This is a genomic window from Denitratisoma sp., from assembly GCA_032027165.1.
In the GTDB taxonomy this organism is placed as follows: domain Bacteria; phylum Pseudomonadota; class Gammaproteobacteria; order Burkholderiales; family Rhodocyclaceae; genus Desulfobacillus.
Map to the genome: position 1 here is coordinate 2,907,609 of JAVSMO010000001.1, position 15,115 is coordinate 2,922,723.

At 67.3% G+C, this 15,115-nt stretch carries 16 protein-coding genes and 1 riboswitch; of the genes, 6 read left to right on the plus strand and 10 right to left on the minus strand.

All coding sequences use genetic code 11. From position 1 onward, the window contains the following. Nucleotides 1–5: 5 nt before the first annotated feature. Nucleotides 6–3,665 carry a methionine synthase gene (gene metH, locus ROZ00_14155; protein ID MDT3737367.1) on the minus strand — a complete coding sequence of 1,220 codons (3,660 nt, stop codon included), beginning with the start codon at nucleotides 3,663–3,665 and terminating at the stop codon, nucleotides 6–8. Between the two features lie 43 nt (nucleotides 3,666–3,708). Then, nucleotides 3,709–3,786: riboswitch (SAM riboswitch) on the minus strand. Nucleotides 3,787–3,817: 31 nt separating this feature from the next. Next, complete coding sequence (locus ROZ00_14160; GenBank protein ID MDT3737368.1) at nucleotides 3,818–4,315, minus strand: hypothetical protein; 498 nt, start codon at nucleotides 4,313–4,315, stop codon at nucleotides 3,818–3,820. A 103-nt stretch (nucleotides 4,316–4,418) separates the two neighbouring features. Here ROZ00_14160 and ROZ00_14165 point away from each other — a divergent pair, with 103 nt between their 5' ends. Genes ROZ00_14165 through ROZ00_14175 form a run of 3 tightly spaced genes read left to right on the plus strand, consistent with a single transcriptional unit; the run spans nucleotide 4,419 to nucleotide 6,635 of the window. Beyond that, entirely contained in the window at nucleotides 4,419–4,805 is a 387-nt protein-coding gene (locus tag ROZ00_14165) for a rhodanese-like domain-containing protein (GenBank protein MDT3737369.1), read from the plus strand. Between the two features lie 13 nt (nucleotides 4,806–4,818). Beyond that, nucleotides 4,819–5,352: a redoxin domain-containing protein gene (locus ROZ00_14170; protein ID MDT3737370.1), complete on the plus strand. Its 534-nt coding sequence runs from the start codon at nucleotides 4,819–4,821 to the stop codon at nucleotides 5,350–5,352. Continuing rightward, nucleotides 5,349–6,635 carry an MFS transporter gene (locus ROZ00_14175; protein ID MDT3737371.1) on the plus strand — a complete coding sequence of 429 codons (1,287 nt, stop codon included), beginning with the start codon at nucleotides 5,349–5,351 and terminating at the stop codon, nucleotides 6,633–6,635. The genes ROZ00_14170 and ROZ00_14175 overlap by 4 nt, the downstream gene beginning before the upstream one ends. Here the strand turns inward: ROZ00_14175 and ROZ00_14180 are convergent. The 7 genes from ROZ00_14180 to ROZ00_14210 all read right to left on the minus strand — a co-directional run bounded on the left by ROZ00_14180 (nucleotide 6,632) and on the right by ROZ00_14210 (nucleotide 11,281). Next, a complete protein-coding gene (locus tag ROZ00_14180) occupies nucleotides 6,632–8,125 on the minus strand; it encodes a YifB family Mg chelatase-like AAA ATPase (protein ID MDT3737372.1) in 1,494 nt (497 codons plus the stop codon). The genes ROZ00_14175 and ROZ00_14180 overlap by 4 nt on opposite strands. 65 nt (nucleotides 8,126–8,190) lie before the next feature. Beyond that, the gene (locus ROZ00_14185) at nucleotides 8,191–8,595 is read right to left on the minus strand and encodes a bacteriohemerythrin (GenBank protein ID MDT3737373.1); all 405 of its coding nucleotides are present in this window, start codon (nucleotides 8,593–8,595) and stop codon (nucleotides 8,191–8,193) included. A 151-nt stretch (nucleotides 8,596–8,746) separates the two neighbouring features. Beyond that, nucleotides 8,747–9,319, minus strand: a complete 573-nt coding sequence (locus tag ROZ00_14190; protein MDT3737374.1) for a YceI family protein — start codon at nucleotides 9,317–9,319, stop codon at nucleotides 8,747–8,749. Between the two features lie 42 nt (nucleotides 9,320–9,361). After that, nucleotides 9,362–9,907 carry a YceI family protein gene (locus ROZ00_14195; GenBank protein ID MDT3737375.1) on the minus strand — a complete coding sequence of 182 codons (546 nt, stop codon included), beginning with the start codon at nucleotides 9,905–9,907 and terminating at the stop codon, nucleotides 9,362–9,364. Then, the gene (locus ROZ00_14200; protein ID MDT3737376.1) at nucleotides 9,907–10,461 is read right to left on the minus strand and encodes a cytochrome b; all 555 of its coding nucleotides are present in this window, start codon (nucleotides 10,459–10,461) and stop codon (nucleotides 9,907–9,909) included. Before ROZ00_14200 ends, ROZ00_14195 begins: the two co-directional genes overlap by 1 nt. Further along, entirely contained in the window at nucleotides 10,458–10,955 is a 498-nt protein-coding gene (locus ROZ00_14205; GenBank protein MDT3737377.1) for a MarR family transcriptional regulator, read from the minus strand. The genes ROZ00_14200 and ROZ00_14205 overlap by 4 nt, the downstream gene beginning before the upstream one ends. 92 nt (nucleotides 10,956–11,047) lie before the next feature. After that, nucleotides 11,048–11,281 (minus strand): accessory factor UbiK family protein, encoded by a 234-nt coding sequence (locus tag ROZ00_14210; GenBank protein ID MDT3737378.1) that lies wholly within the window; start codon nucleotides 11,279–11,281, stop codon nucleotides 11,048–11,050. A 230-nt stretch (nucleotides 11,282–11,511) separates the two neighbouring features. Here ROZ00_14210 and ROZ00_14215 point away from each other — a divergent pair, with 230 nt between their 5' ends. The 3 genes from ROZ00_14215 to amt are packed head-to-tail and all read left to right on the plus strand — an operon-like array spanning nucleotide 11,512 to nucleotide 14,193. Then, nucleotides 11,512–12,369: a TorF family putative porin gene (locus ROZ00_14215; protein ID MDT3737379.1), complete on the plus strand. Its 858-nt coding sequence runs from the start codon at nucleotides 11,512–11,514 to the stop codon at nucleotides 12,367–12,369. Between the two features lie 12 nt (nucleotides 12,370–12,381). Beyond that, complete coding sequence (gene glnK, locus ROZ00_14220) at nucleotides 12,382–12,720, plus strand: P-II family nitrogen regulator (protein MDT3737380.1); 339 nt, start codon at nucleotides 12,382–12,384, stop codon at nucleotides 12,718–12,720. Between the two features lie 9 nt (nucleotides 12,721–12,729). Then, on the plus strand, nucleotides 12,730–14,193 hold the full coding sequence (amt, locus tag ROZ00_14225) for an ammonium transporter (protein MDT3737381.1): 1,464 nt from the start codon (nucleotides 12,730–12,732) through the stop codon (nucleotides 14,191–14,193). Nucleotides 14,194–14,254: 61 nt separating this feature from the next. On the opposite strand, the gene purU is transcribed toward amt, so the two are convergent. Then, entirely contained in the window at nucleotides 14,255–15,115 is an 861-nt protein-coding gene (purU, locus tag ROZ00_14230; GenBank protein MDT3737382.1) for a formyltetrahydrofolate deformylase, read from the minus strand.

A 15,115-nucleotide genomic window follows, 5' to 3' on the forward strand; every position in this document is an offset into this window, starting at 1 on the left:
CCGACCTACAGCACCGGCGCCAGCCAGCGCTCCGCTTCCGCCAGCGTCATCCCTTTCCGCTTCGCGTAGTCCTCGAGCTGGTCGCGGCCGATCTTCGTCACGGCGAAGTAGCGCGCGTCCGGGTGGGCGAGGTAGAAGCCGGATACCGAGGCGGCCGGGTGCATGGCGAAGGATTCGGTGAGCGCCATGCCGGTGTGCTTCTCCGCCTCGAGCAGGGCGAACAGCGGGCCCTTCTCGGTGTGGTCGGGGCAGGCCGGGTAGCCGGCGGCGGGGCGGATGCCGCGGTATTTCTCCGCAATCATCTCTTCGTTGGACAGCGCCTCGTCGGCGGCATAGCCCCAGTACTCGCGGCGCACGCGCCGGTGCAGGTGCTCGGCGAAGGCCTCGGCCAGGCGGTCGGCGAGCGCCTTCAGCAGGATGGCGTTGTAGTCGTCGTGCTGCGCCGCGAACTCGGCCAGTTTCTTCTCGATGCCGAGGCCGGCGGTGACGGCGAAGGCGCCGACGTAATCCGCGACGCCCGAGTCCTTCGGCGCGATGAAATCCGACAGGCAGTAGTTCGGTTTCCCTGCCGGCCGCACCTGCTGCTGGCGCAGGTTGTGCCAGGTCAGGCGCACCGTCCGGCGCGATTCGTCGGTGTAGATCTCGACATCGTCGCCGACGCTGTTGGCCGGGAAGAGGCCGAACACGCCATTGGCGGCAAGCCATTTCTCCGCGACGATGCGCTTCAGCATGGCCTGGCCGTCGGCGAAGACCTGCCGTGCCGTCTCGCCGACCTTCGGGTCGTCGAGGATCGCCGGATACGATCCGGCGAGATCCCAGGTCTGGAAGAAGGGCGCCCAGTCGAGGCAGGGCGCCAGCGCGGCGAGGTCGTAGTTCGCCAGCACCTGCACGCCCAGCGCCTTCGGCTTCGCCGGCGTGCCCGCGAACCTGAAGCGGTTGGCGCGCGCCGCTTCCAGCGCGACGAGCTGCACACCCTTCTTCTGCGCGTGCTGCTCGCGCACCTTCGCATAGTCGGCGGCGACCTCGGCGCGGTAGGCGGCGCTCTGTCCCGCCGAGAGCAGTTGCGAGACGACGCCGACGGCGCGCGAAGCGTCCGGCACGTACACCGTGGTGCCCGCGTAGTTCGGCGCGATCTTGATGGCGGTGTGGGCGCGCGAGGTGGTGGCGCCGCCGATCAAGAGCGGCTGCGTGAAGCCCTGGCGCTGCATTTCGGATGCGACGTGGGCCATCTCCTCGAGCGAGGGCGTGATGAGGCCGGAGAGGCCGATCACGTCGGCCTTGTGCTCGCGCGCGGCGGCGAGGATCTTGTCCGTCGCGACCATCACGCCGAGGTCGACCACCTCGTAGTTGTTGCAGGCGAGCACCACGCCGACGATGTTCTTGCCGATGTCGTGCACGTCGCCCTTGACGGTGGCCATGACGACCTTGCCCTTGGCCTGGGCGCCGCCCGAAGCCTTCTCCGCCTCGATGAAGGGCAGCAGGTGGGCCACTGCCTGCTTCATGACGCGGGCCGACTTCACGACCTGCGGCAGGAACATCTTGCCGGCGCCGAAGAGGTCGCCGACGACGTTCATGCCGTCCATCAGCGGACCCTCGATGACGTCGAGCGGACGCTTCGATTCCAGCCGCGCCTCCTCGGTGTCCGCGACGATGAAGTCGGTGATGCCCTTCACCATGGCGTGGGCGAGGCGCTCGCGCACCGGCTTGTCGCGCCAGGCGAGGTCCTGGGTCGACTCCTTCGCCGACCCCTTCACGCTGGCGGCGACCTCGACCAGGCGCTCGCCGGCGTCGGGGCGGCGGTTGAGGACGACGTCCTCGACGCGCTCGCGCAGGTCGGCCGGGATGTCCTCGTACACGCCGAGCTGGCCGGCGTTGACGATGCCCATCGAAAGCCCGGCCTGGATGGCGTGGTAGAGGAAGACGGTGTGGATCGCCTCGCGCACCGGGTCGTTGCCGCGGAAGCTGAAGCTCACGTTGGAGATGCCGCCGGAGACCTTGGCGCCGGGCAGGTTGGCGCGGATCCAGCGCGTCGCCTCGATGAAGTCGACGGCGTAGTTGTCGTGTTCCGCGATGCCGGTGGCGATGGCGAAGACGTTCGGGTCGAAGATGATGTCGCCGGGCGGGAAGCCTTCCTTCACCAGCAGGTCGTAGCTGCGCCGGCAGATGCCGATCTTGCGATCATAGGTGTCGGCCTGGCCCTGCTCGTCGAAGGCCATGACGATCACCGCCGCGCCGTAGCGCCTGACTTTGCGCGCCTGCTCGAGGAACTTCGCCTCGCCTTCCTTGAGCGAGATGGAGTTGACGATGCCCTTGCCCTGCAGGCACTTGAGGCCCGCCTCGATCACCTCCCACTTCGAGGAGTCGACCATCACCGGCACGCGGGCGATGTCCGGCTCGGAAGCGATCAGGTTGAGGAACTTCACCATCGCCGCCTGCGAGTCGAGCATGGCCTCGTCCATGTTGACGTCGATGACCTGGGCGCCGGCTTCCACTTGGGCGCGCGCCACGGCGACGGCCTCGGCGAACTGGCCGTTGAGGATGAGGCGGGCGAAGGCCTTCGAGCCGGTGACGTTGGTGCGCTCGCCGACGTTCACGAACAGCGAGTCTTCGTTGACGTTGAACGGCTCCAGTCCCGACAGCCTCAGGGAAAAGTCAGTCTGCGCAGGACGGCGCGGGGCGATGCCCTCCAGCGCTTGCGCAATCGCGGCGATGTGCGCCGGCGTCGTGCCGCAGCAGCCGCCGGCGATGTTGATGAGGCCGTGCTTCGCCCAGTCGGCGATCTCGCCGGCGAGCATTTCCGGCGTCTCGTCGTAGCCGGTCGGCGCCAGCGGGTTGGGCAGGCCGGCGTTCGGGTGCGCCGAGACGAAGCAGTCGGCGACGCGCGAGAGCTCCTCGACGTACTGGCGCAGTTCCTTGGCGCCGAGCGCGCAGTTGAGGCCGAAGGACAGCGGCCGCGCGTGGCTGAGCGCGTTCCAGAAGGCCTCCGTCGTCTGGCCGGAGAGCGTGCGGCCGGAAGCGTCGGTGATGGTGCCGGAGATCATGATCGGCAGGCGCCGGCCGATGCGATCGAAATGCTGCTCGACGGCGAACAGCGCCGCCTTGGCGTTGAGCGTGTCGAAGATGGTCTCGACGAGGATCAGGTCGGCACCGCCATCGCAGAGGCCGCGCACGGCTTCGGTGTACGCCGCCACCAGTTCGTCGAAGGTGACGTTGCGGAAGCCGGGGTCGTTCACGTCGGGCGAAATCGAGGCGGTGCGCGAGGTCGGCCCGAGCACGCCGGCGACGAAGCGCGGCTTGTCCGGCGTCGAATAGCCGTCGGCGGCCTCGCGTGCCACCTTGGCGCCGGCGACGTTCAGCTCGTAGGCGAGCGCTTCCAGGCCGTAGTCGGCCTGCGAGATCGAAGTGGCGTTGAAGGTGTTGGTCTCGACGATGTCGGCGCCGGCGGCGAGGTAGTCGCCGTGGATGCCGCGGATCACTTCCGGCTTCGTCAAGAGCAGCAGGTCGTTGTTGCCCTTCAGCTCCTTCGCATGGTCGGCGAAGCGCGCGCCGCGATAGTCGGCCTCGGCCAGTCCGTGGCGCTGGATCATGGTGCCCATGGCGCCGTCGAGGATGAGGATGCGCTGGGCGAGGAGGGTACGGAGCAATTCGCTGCGGTCGGGCTGCATGGCAATGGCGTGAACAAAAGTAAAAAACCCGTTCGTCGGTGCGGCGAACGGGTCTGCGCTCGCTTTAGCGGAATTTTTAACGCGCCCCGCAAGCTGATATCAAATCGGCGCGATGCAACCTTACCCCGGCCGGGCGGGGCTGTCAATTTCGACTAGAAGAAACTCGGGCCGCTGGCCTTGTATTCGACCATCCGCTCGCTGCGCAGCATTCTGCCGTCGCGGCCGAAATAGGCGATGAAGTATTCGATCTTCTCGGTGGTCTCGTCGATGCGCCAGGTCCACACCTCCTCGTCGGGCTTGAGGTGGAAGCGCAGGGTGTCTTCCGGCCGGCCGAGCAGGCGGCGCACTTCGTCGCGCGTCAGGCCGGGCACGACGCGGCGGAAATTCGCCTCGGTGAAGGCCTGGCGGATCTCGCGCACCTTGCCGTCCGGCCCGATGGCGATCAGGTGGCAGAAGGTGCCGTTGGGCTGGCCGGAATATTCGAGCAGCTTGCCGCCGTCCGGCTCCGTCCAGCTTATGCCGGGTGCGCCGAGTTTTGCCCGCACGTCCGCTTCGGTGGCGAGGCCGGGCGCAAGGCCGCCGACGCCGAGGTGGGTGCAGCCGGCGCCCAGCAGCATGCCTGCGGCCAGAATGAGGAAAGATCTGAACATGGCGAATCTCCTTACTGACGGAGAGTGTAATCCTGCAGGACTGCTGCGGCCAAGCCATCGGAAGGCCTCTGCTATACTCGAATCGCCTCATCGGAGAATGATCATGAAGCATCTCGAACCCAAGGAAGCCTACCAGTTCCTGCACGACAATCCGACCGCGCTCTTCATCGACTGCCGCAGCGAGATGGAGTTCCTCTTCGTCGGCCATCCGGTCGGCGCTATGATGATTCCCTGGAACGACGGCCCGGACTGGGAGATCAACCCGCATTTCGTCGCCCACGTGAAGAAGGCGGCCAGCGTCGACCGCCCCATCGTGCTGATCTGCCGCAGCGGCAACCGCTCGGTCTCCGCCGGCCACGCGCTGGAAGAGGCCGGCTTCAGCCAGGTCTACAACGTCCTGCACGGCTTCGAGGGCGAACTCGACGATAACCACCGGCGCGGCACCAAGGCCGGCTGGCGCTTCGAAGGGCTGCCCTGGGAACAGTGCTGAAGCTTGCCGCAACATGAATGCGATGGAACCGGCACCGCCGTCGCGGCGGCGCTTCGGCCTGCCTGTTGAAATCTGGGTTTTTCTGATTGCCTTCGTCGCCCTGCAGCTCTGGCAGGGACGCGAGATGCAGGCCGGCAGCATGCCGCCGATCGCCGGCCAGCTCGCCGACGGTCGCCCCGTCAGCCTTGACGCTGTCCTCCACGAAGCCGGCGGCAAGCCCCTGCTGCTCTACGTCTGGTCCAGCACCTGTCCGATCTGCCGCGCCCAGGAGGGCACCATCTCCGGCATCGCCGAAGACTGGCCGGTGTTGACCCTGGCCATGCAGTCCGGCAACGTCGAGGCCGTGGCGAAGTTCATGCACGAGCACGGCCTGGCCTATCCGGCGCTGGTCGACACGCGCGGCGAGATCGCCTGGGCGCTCGGCGTGCGCGCCACGCCGGCCTGGTTCGTCGTCGATAGCCGTCGCGTCATCCGCTTCTCCGGCATGGGCTACACCACCGGCTGGGGCCTGCGCGCGCGGCTGTGGTGGGCGCAGGCCTTCGCATGAGCGAGCGTCAGCTACCACCCGCACGGCTCTCCTGGTTCGTCTGGGGCCTCGGCGCCCTGCTCTACCTGATCGCCTTCTACCAGCGCGTCGCACCCGCCGTCATCACCGACCAGCTGATGAACGACTTTGCCATCGGCGCCGCGGCGCTGGGCAACCTCTCGGCCTTCTATTTCTATTCCTACGTGGCGATGCAGATCCCGACGGGCATCATCGCCGACCGCTGGGGTCCGCGGAAGTTGCTCGCCAGCGGCGCCGGCGTGGCGGCGCTCGGCACGGCGCTGTTCGCCTTCGCGCCGACCCTGTGGTGGGCCAATGCCGGGCGGCTGCTCATCGGCGCCTCGGTCGCCGTCGCCTTCGTCTCGATGCTGAAGCTCGCCACGCACTGGTTCGCGCCGCGCCAGTTCGCGCTGGCCTCGGGCATGGCGCTGTTCATGGGCGTGGTCGGCGGCGTCTTCGCCGGCGTGCCGCTGCGCATGCTGGTCGACGCTTTCGGCTGGCGCGCCGTGATGGGTGTCTCCGCCCTGGTGACCGCGGCGCTGTGCGCCGCCATCTGGCTGCGCGTGCGCGACGATCCGGCCGAGGCCGGCTACGCCAGCCACTTCCACGGCGCCGGCCACGGCACCGGGCAGCACGGTTCCATCTGGCGCGGATTGATGGAGGTGCTCTCCTATCGCAACACCTGGATCCTGGTGGTCGTGCCGATCGGCATCGCCGGCTCGGTGCTGACCTTCGCCGGCCTCTGGGGCGTGCCCTACCTGCGCCAGGTGCACGGCCTCGAGACGAAGACGGCGGCGGCGATCACCTCGAGCTTCCTCGTCGCCTGGGCGCTGGGCGGGCCCATCCTCGGCACCTGGTCGGAGCGCATGGGCCGGAGGAAGCCCATCTACGTCGTCACCGCCGCGCTGGTGCTCGTCTGCTGGACGGCGATCATCTTCCTGCCGCTGCCGGTGTGGCCGCTGGCGGCGCTGCTGGTGGTGACGGGCTTTCTCTCGGGAAACCTCATCATCGGTTTCGCCTTTGCCAAGGAGTCGGTGCCGCCACGCCTGATGGGCACGGCCTCGGGCGTCTGCAACATGGGCCCGCTGATGGGCGGCATGTTCCTGCAGCCGGCGGTCGGCTGGATGCTCGACCGCCGCTGGAGCGGCGCCAGCGCCAACGGCGTGCGCCTCTACGATGCCGCCGCCTGGCAGGCCGGCTTCACCATGATGTACGCCTGCGTGATCCTGTCCCTGGTCCTGATCCTGTTTGCGCGCGAGACCTACTGCAAACAGACCGCCAACTAGAAGTCAGTCCCCGCAAGACGGCGATAGTGGATCGCCTCGGCGACGTGCGCGCTCGACACACGCTCGGCGCCGGCCAGATCGGCAATCGTGCGCGCCACCTTCAGCACGCGGTGGTAGGCGCGCGCCGAGAGGCCGAGGCGCGCGATGGCCTGCTTGAGCAGCTGCGCGCCGGCCTCGTCGGGCGCGCACAGCTTGTCGATTTCCTTGGTGGCGAGACGGCTGTTCGGCTTGCCCTGGCGCGCCACCTGCGCCGCATGCGCCGCCGACACCCGCGACCGCACCGCCGCCGAGGATTCGCCATCCACCTTCCCCTGCAATTCCCCCTCGGCCAGCGCCGGCACCTCGATGGTCATGTCGATGCGGTCGAGCAGCGGGCCGGACAATTTCGCGCGGTAGCGCGCCACCTGATCCGGCGTGCAGCGGCAGCGAGATTCGCCCAAGTGCCCGCACGGGCACGGGTTCATCGCCGCCACCAGCTGGAACTGCGCCGGATAGTCGACGCGGTGCGCGGCGCGGGCGACGCGGATGTGGCCGGATTCCAGCGGCTCGCGCAGCGCCTCCAGCACGCGCCGCTCGAACTCCGGCAGCTCGTCGAGGAACAGCACGCCGTGGTGCGCGAGCGAGATCTCGCCCGGGCGCGGATTAGATCCGCCGCCGACCAGCGCCGCGGCCGAGGCGGAATGGTGCGGCGCCTGGCAGGGCCGGCGCTTCCACTGTTCGATGCGGAAGCCGCCGTTCAGCGAATGGATGGCTGCGGTTTCCAGCGCCTCCTCATCGCCCATCGGCGGCAGCAGGCCGGGAAAGCGTGTGGCGAGCATCGACTTGCCGGTGCCGGGCGGGCCGATCATGAGCAGGCTGTGGCCGCCTGCCGCGGCGACTTCCAGCGCGCGCTTGGCCTGGGCCTGGCCCTTCACGTCCGACAGGTCGGGGTAGTCGGGCGCCGCGGCTGCGGGCCGGGCGGCATATGCCGCGAGCGCCTGCTGGCCGTTGAGGTGGGCGCAGACTTCCAGCAAGGATTTCGCCGGCAGGATCGCCGCCGTGCCGACCAGCGCGGCTTCGGCGGCGCTCTCCGCTGGCAGCACGAAACTGCGCGCCTGCCCGCGCGCGGCCAGGCACATCGCCAGCGCGCCGCGGATCGGCCGCAGCTCGCCGGTGAGCGAGAGTTCGCCGGCGAACTCGTGCGCGGCAAGATGCTTGCCGCTGATCTGCCCCGAAGCGGCGAGGATGCCCAGCGCGATCGGCAGGTCGAAGCGGCCGGATTCCTTGGGCAGGTCCGCCGGCGCGAGGTTGACGGTGATGCGTGAGGCAGGAAATTCGAAATGCGCGTTCTGGATCGCCGCGCGCACCCGCTCGCGCGCCTCCTTCACCTCGGTGTCGGCCAGTCCGACGATGGCGAAGGACGGCAGGCCGCGGCCGAGGTGCACCTCGACGGTGACTTCGGGGGCTGACATGCCGGCAAGGGCGCGGCTCTTGAGGACGGCGAGCGACATGATGCCGGCAAGTTTAAATGACAACAGGCTCAGCCGGTGAGCCCGCAGCAGAGCAGCCCGCCCGCTCAGCTCCCGGGAATGGCTGCCGCCAGGCTCCTGTCCAGCCCGTCTATGTGGTGTTTCAGCCAGACTTCCAGGAAGTCGAGCAGGGAGACGGAGGGAGGCGCGCCGACGTCGATCGCTTCGATCGCGTCCGAAAGAACCCTCACTTCTTCAAACAGCGTGGCGTGATGCGCCTTGTGACGCTCGGCATCCAGGTAGCCGTGCTCGGCCATCAGGCGTTCTTCCATGGCGAAATGCTGCTGGACGTGCTCCACCAGCTGCCCGAATGCCTCACGGCAGAAGGCTGCGCCCTTGTGATGGGTCAGGCCGTCGGCGAGCCGGTTGATGAGGGCCACCAGTTTCCGGTGGTCCTCGTCGAGGCCGGCATGCCCGGTATTCATTGCCTCGTCCCACAAAATCCATTCCATCGCGCACTCCTTGCATGGCATCTCCCTGCCCTGTCCCGGCAGGGTATTCCGTGATCGCGACGGCAAGTTCGGGGCCGGCCCGTGAAAACCGCAGCAGGATGTCAAATCGCATCCTGCCCGGCCTTGATGTCTGTCAAAAGAGACTTTGTGCTCAGTCGGCCTTGATGGCCTCGATGGCGATTTCCAGTGTGACTTCGTCTCCGACGTTCGGGGCGAACTTGCCGGCGTTGAATTCGCTGCGCTTGATCATGGTGGTGGCGTTGGCGCCCAAGGCGTCCTTTTTCAGGATCGGGTGCGGCTTGGCCAGGAAAGAGGTGACGCTGAGGGTGACCGGCTTGGTGATTCCCTTGATGGTCAGATTGCCTTCCACGCTCACCGGCCTGTCCCCATCGAATGTCACCCGGGTGGACTTGAAGGTCGCCGTCGGATGATTCGCCGTGTCCAGAAAATCGGCCCCTTGGATATGCTTGTCGAAGGCTTCGCTGCCGGTATCCACCGATTTCATGTCGATGGTGACGTCGACCGAGCCGGATTTTGCAGCCTTGTCCAGCACCACGGTGCCGGCCGTCCTGTTGAAGCGGGACACCTGCTTGGAAAAGCCGAAGTGGCTGTATGAAAAGCGCGGGAAGGTGTGATTGGCGTCCAGTGCATATGTCTCGGGGGCGGCGTAAGCCGGAGCAAAAGTCAGTGCCGACAGGACGGCGGCGAGGGCTTTCAGTTTCATGCGTAAGTTCTCCATGGTGGGTGTGGACTGCAGTTGGCGCGGCTACTTCTTCGCCGCAACGATACGGAACCTGATCTGCACGTCGTCGGCGACGGTCGAAGTGTCCTTCCACTCGCCTTCGCCGATGTTGAACTGCAGGCGCTTGATCGGCAGCACGCCTTCGAAGACCTGCTGGCCGCCCTCGGTCTTGAAGCTCACCGGTGCGACGACGTCGCGCGTGATGCCCTTGATGGTGAGCTTGCCGGCGGCCTCGTATTTCCCCGGGCCGGCCGGCTTGATGGCGCTGGTGACGAACGTCGCCTTCGGATACTTCGCCGCATTGAACCATTCCGGCTTGACCGTCTCCCGGTTGAAGTCCTCGGCGCCGAGGTCGAAGCTGGCGATGTCGATCTCGACGCTGGCTTTCCCTTCCGCCGGCTTGGCCGGGTCGAAGCTTACTTGCGCCGTGAAGCGCTTGAACTGGCCGTCCACCGGCACGCCCATCTGCTTCGAGACGGCGATGACGCTGCTTTTCGCGGCGTCGACTTGGGCGAGCGCCGGGGCGAGGAACAGGGCGCCGATCGCCAGGGCGGTTGCGGTTTTCTTCATCAGGCTTTCCTTCTGTCGAGCAGCGGGATCATGCGGCCGAGCACCTCGTCGCGGTCGACGAAGAAGTGCTTGAGCGCGGCGGTGAGGTGGGTGATCACCAGCGCCGCCATCGTGAAATTGAGCACCTGGTGCACCGTCGTCAGGGCATCGCCGAGTTCCTTGTCCTTGGTCAACAGGTCGGGCAGGGGAATTATTCCCAGGTACACCGTCTGGAAACCCTTGGCCGAGCTCATCAGCCAGCCGGACACCGGCACGGCGAGGATCAGCACATACAACAAATGGTGGGTGGCGACGGAGGCGATGCGCTGCCAGGCCGGCATGCCGGCGGGCGGCGGCGGCGCGGGGTGCCCGATGCGCCAGGCGACGCGGGCGATCGCCAGCAGGAACACCGTGACGCCGATCCATTTGTGGTACGAGTAGAGCTTCAGCCGCCCCGGGGAGAAGGGCAGCTCGTGCATGTACACGCCGAGCGGGAAGGCGCAGAAGATCAGCAGCGCGATCAGCCAGTGCAGCGCGATCGAAGTGCGGGTGTAGCCGATGGTCGGCAGGGTCATTCTTGTTCTCCTGTGCGACGGGCTTTCCTGCGACCGCCGCGGGTGGTTGAAGGTTCCGCGCCGGGCGCGGCCTCGAAGGCCTCGCGCAGGCCGCGCAGGGCGGCTTCGACGCGCTGCAGCTGCGCCGGGCTAAGGCTGCCCAGCGCTTGGCGCAGGTGGTCGAGGTGGGCGACGAAGGCGCGGTCGAACAGGCGCGCGCCGGCCGGCGTCAGGCTGACGATCATGCTGCGGCCGTCCTCGGGCGAAGCATCGCGCCGCACCAGGCGCTGCGCTTCCAGCCGGTCGACCACCCCGGTCAGCGTGCCTTTGGTGATCAGCGTCTTTTCGCCCAGTTCCTTGAAGCTCATGCCCGGCGTGTTGCCGAGGGTGGCGACGATGTCGAACTGCGCCGGCGTCAGGCCGAGGCCGCGTATGTGCGCCCCGGAGTAGGCCTCGAAGGCCTGGTAGCAGCGGGCCAGTTCTCTCAGCATCGGCAGGAAGGGTTCGCGCGGCAAGGCGGCGGGTCCAATTAGTTCTAACGCGAACTATATTAGTACGCATTAGAACTAAATGTCAAGCGGCCGTCCGGCGGGGCGGCGGGAGGGGGTCAGCGGCGGGTTTCTAGCTCGGCGAGGCGGGCTTCGAGGGCTTCCAGCTTGGCGCGCGTGCGGGCGAGCACTTCGCGCTGCACCTCGAATTCCTCGCGGGGGACGAAATCCAGGCGGGCGAAAAATCCGTTGAGCAGGGCGCGGGCATTCTTTTCCAGGTCGCGCGCCGGGCCGCTGGCGGCGATCTCGGCGAGGCGGGCGGAGAGTTCGTCGAGGAGTTTGGGGTCGAGCATGGCGGCAGGTAAGTCGATAAGCGTTCGCGCCCAGTATGCCGAAAAACGCCCCGGCAGGCCGCACCAGCTTAGTGCGGCGGCGGGAAAACACGCGAGGTCTTGGTGCGCGATGGATTTCCCGGATCTCGTGCGACGCTTCATATTGTTGAAATCCAAAGGTTTTTCAAGCTGGCACGCTTGATGCAAAGCAGGAAGTGTCTTTTTTGTCACTTCGATCCAAGGAGCCCATCATGCGTAAGACCCCGACCTTGCTTGCCGGCGCCGTATCCGCCGCACTGACTTTTCCCGCGATCGGCCATGCCCAGACCGCGCCGGCGGCCGAGGCCAGCCCGCACACGCTGACGGCCAACATCGGCCTCTACAGCAGCTACCGCTTCCGCGGCATCGACCAGACCTTCGGCAAGCCGGCCCTGCAGGGCGGCTTCGACTACGCCCACTCGAGCGGCTTCTATCTGGGCAACTGGAACTCCAATGTGAACTCCGGCGCCGGCTATCCCTCCGGCAACCTGGAGATGGATTTCTACGGCGGCTGGAAGAAGACCTGGGGCGACTGGGGCCTGGACGTGGGCGCCATCTACTATTACTACCCGGGCAGCAACGCCAGCCTGACGAACGGCACCCAGCTGACCAATGCCAGGACGACCAGCGTGCATACCGGGCGCGTGGACAACACCGAGGTCTACATCGGCGGCAGCTGGAAGTTCGTCTCGCTGAAGTACTTCCATGCCGTCGACGACTACTTCTCGGTGCCGAAGACCAGCGGCTCGGGCTACATCGACCTGGCGGCGAGCTACGACCTGGGCAACGGCTGGGGCATCAACGGCCACCTCGGCCACCTGCGCTTCAAGAACTTCCACAACGGCCGCTCCAACGGCAACTACACCGACTGGAAGCTCGGCGTGACCAAGGACATTTCCGGCTGGGTGATCGGCGCCGCCTACGTCGGCACCAACGCCAAGGGCAGCTGCACGCCGAACGTCGCCGGCCTCGCCCAGCCCTACTGCTTCGGCAACGATGCGCCGGGCGCGACGAGCACCAAGAACGCCGGGCGCGACACCCTGATCCTCTCGGTCAGCCGCACTTTCTAGGGAGCAACCGCCATGAAACTGGTTACCGCCATCATCAAGCCGTTCAAGCTCGACGAGGTGCGCGAGGCGCTCTCCGCCGTCGGCGTGGCCGGCATCACCGTCACCGAGGTGAAGGGCTTCGGCCGCCAGAAGGGCCACACCGAGCTCTATCGCGGCGCCGAGTACGTCGTCGACTTCCTGCCCAAGGTGAAGGTCGAGGCCGCCGTCAAGGACGACCTGCTCGAGCAGGTGATCGAGGCCATCGAGAAGGCCGCCAGCACCGGCAAGATCGGCGACGGCAAGATCTTCGTCTTCGACCTCGAACAAGCCATCCGCATCCGCACCGGCGAGACCGGCGCGGACGCACTGTAGGAGGGAACCATGAAGAAACTGATTGCAGTCCTCATGCTGGCCGTCGGATTCGCGGCCGGCGCCCCGGCGATGGCCGAGGAGAAGGCGGCGCCTGCGGCGGAAGTCTCTGCGCCGGCCGCCGTCGTCGCCGCGGCCGCGGCGGAAGCGGCGCCGGCCGCCGCGCCCGTGCCGAACAAGGGCGACACGGCGTGGATGACGGTGGCCACGGTGCTGGTGATCCTGATGACCATCCCCGGCCTGGCGATGTTCTACGGCGGCCTGGTGCGCGCCAAGAACATGCTCTCGGTGCTGATGCAGGTCTTCGTCATCTTCTCGWTGATCAGCGTGCTGTGGGCGCTCTACGGCTACACGCTGGCCTTCGGCGGCGGCGGWTCCTTCTACGGCGGCCTCGACAAGCTGTTCCTSAAGGGCGTCACSGTCGASTCGGTSGCSGCCACCTTCAGCAAGGGCGTGGTCATCTCCGAGCTSACCTTCATCGCCTTCCAGGCCACYTTCGCCGCCATCACCTGCGCGCTGATCGTCGGCGCCTTCGCCGARCGCATGAAGTTCTCCGCGGTGCTGCTGTTCTCGGTGATCTGGTTCACCTTCGCCTACCTGCCGATGGCGCACATGGTGTGGTACTGGGACGGCCCCGACGCCATCACCGACGCCGCCTCGCTGGAGAAGGTCACCGCTGCGGCCGGCTGGCTGTGGGCCAAGGGCGCGCTCGACTTCGCCGGCGGCACGGTGGTGCACATCAACGCCGGGGTGGCCGGCCTGGTCGGCGCCTACCTCGTCGGCAAGCGCGTCGGCTACGGCAAGGAGTCGATGGCGCCGCATTCGCTGACGACGACCATGATCGGCGCCTCGCTGCTGTGGGTGGGCTGGTTCGGCTTCAACGCCGGCTCCAACCTGGAGGCGACCGGCACCGCGGCGCTGGCCTTCCTCAACACCCTGGTGGCGACCGGCGCGGCGACGCTGTCCTGGACGCTGGCCGAGTGGCTGCTGAAGGGCAAGCCCTCGATGCTCGGTTCGGCTTCCGGCGCGGTGGCGGGCCTGGTGGCCATCACGCCGGCCTGCGGCTTCGTCGGCCCGATGGGCGCCATCGTCATCGGCCTGGTGGCGGGCGTGCTCTGCCTGTGGGGCGTGAATGGCCTGAAGAAGCTGCTCGGCGCGGACGACGCGCTCGACGTCTTCGGCGTGCATGGCGTCGGCGGCATCGTCGGCGCCATCCTGACCGGCGTCTTCGTCTCGCCGGACCTCGGCGGCACGGGAGTGTACGACTACGTCGCCAACAAGGTCGGCGAGTTCAACATGGGCGCGCAGATCGTCAGCCAGCTGTGGGGCGTCGGCACCGCCATCGTCTGGTCCGGCGCGGTCTCCTTCGTCGCCTTCAAGATCGTGGATCTGACGATCGGCCTGCGCGTGCCGGAAGAGGAAGAGCGCGAGGGCCTCGACATCACCTCGCACGGCGAGAGCGCCTACCACTACTGACCTTCGCCCTCCCTCGAAGGTCGGTGACGGGCGCCCCGGGAAACCGGGGCGCCCGTTTTTATTACCGGAAGACGACGGTGCGGTTGCCGTTGAGCAGCACGCGGTCCTCGACGTGGTACCTGAGGCCGCGCGCCAGCACCGCCTTCTCGATGTCCTTGCCGTAGCGCACCAGGTCCTCCACCGTGTCGCCGTGGTCGATGCGCACGGTGTCCTGCTCGATGATCGGGCCTGCGTCGAGCTCGGCCGTGACGAAGTGGCAGGTGGCGCCGATCAGCTTGACGCCGCGCCGGTAGGCCTGGTGGTAGGGCTTGGCGCCGACGAAGGAGGGCAGGAAGGAGTGGTGGATGTTGATGATGCGGCCGGGGTATTGCTCGCACAGCTCGGCCGGGATGATCTGCATGTAGCGCGCCAGCACCATGATGTCGCCCTGCGCCTGCTCGAACAGTCGCGCGATCTCGGCATTGGCCTCGCGCTTGTTGTCCGCCGTCACCGGCACGTGATGGAAGGGGATGCCGTGCCACTCGACGAAGCCGCGGAAGGTCTCGTGGTTGGAGATGACGCAGGGAATCTCGACGTCGAGCTCCTTCGACTGCCAGCGCGCCAGCAGGTCGTAGAGGCAGTGCTCCTGCTGCGAGACGAGGACGACGAGGCGCTTCTTCGCGGCGGAATCCGTGATGCGCCAGTCCATGCGGAACTCGTCGGCGATCGGCTGGAAGCGGCGGCGGAACTCGGCGAGATCGAAGGGCAGCGAATCGGCCTTCATCTCGATGCGCATGAAGTAGCGCTGCGTGTCGTCGTCGGCGTGGTGGCTGGTCTCGAGGATCCAGCCGCGGTTCTCGGCGATGAAGGTGGCGACGCGGGCGACGATGCCGACGCGGTCGGGGCAGGCGGCGGTCAGGGTGTAGCGGCGTTGTGCGTGCAC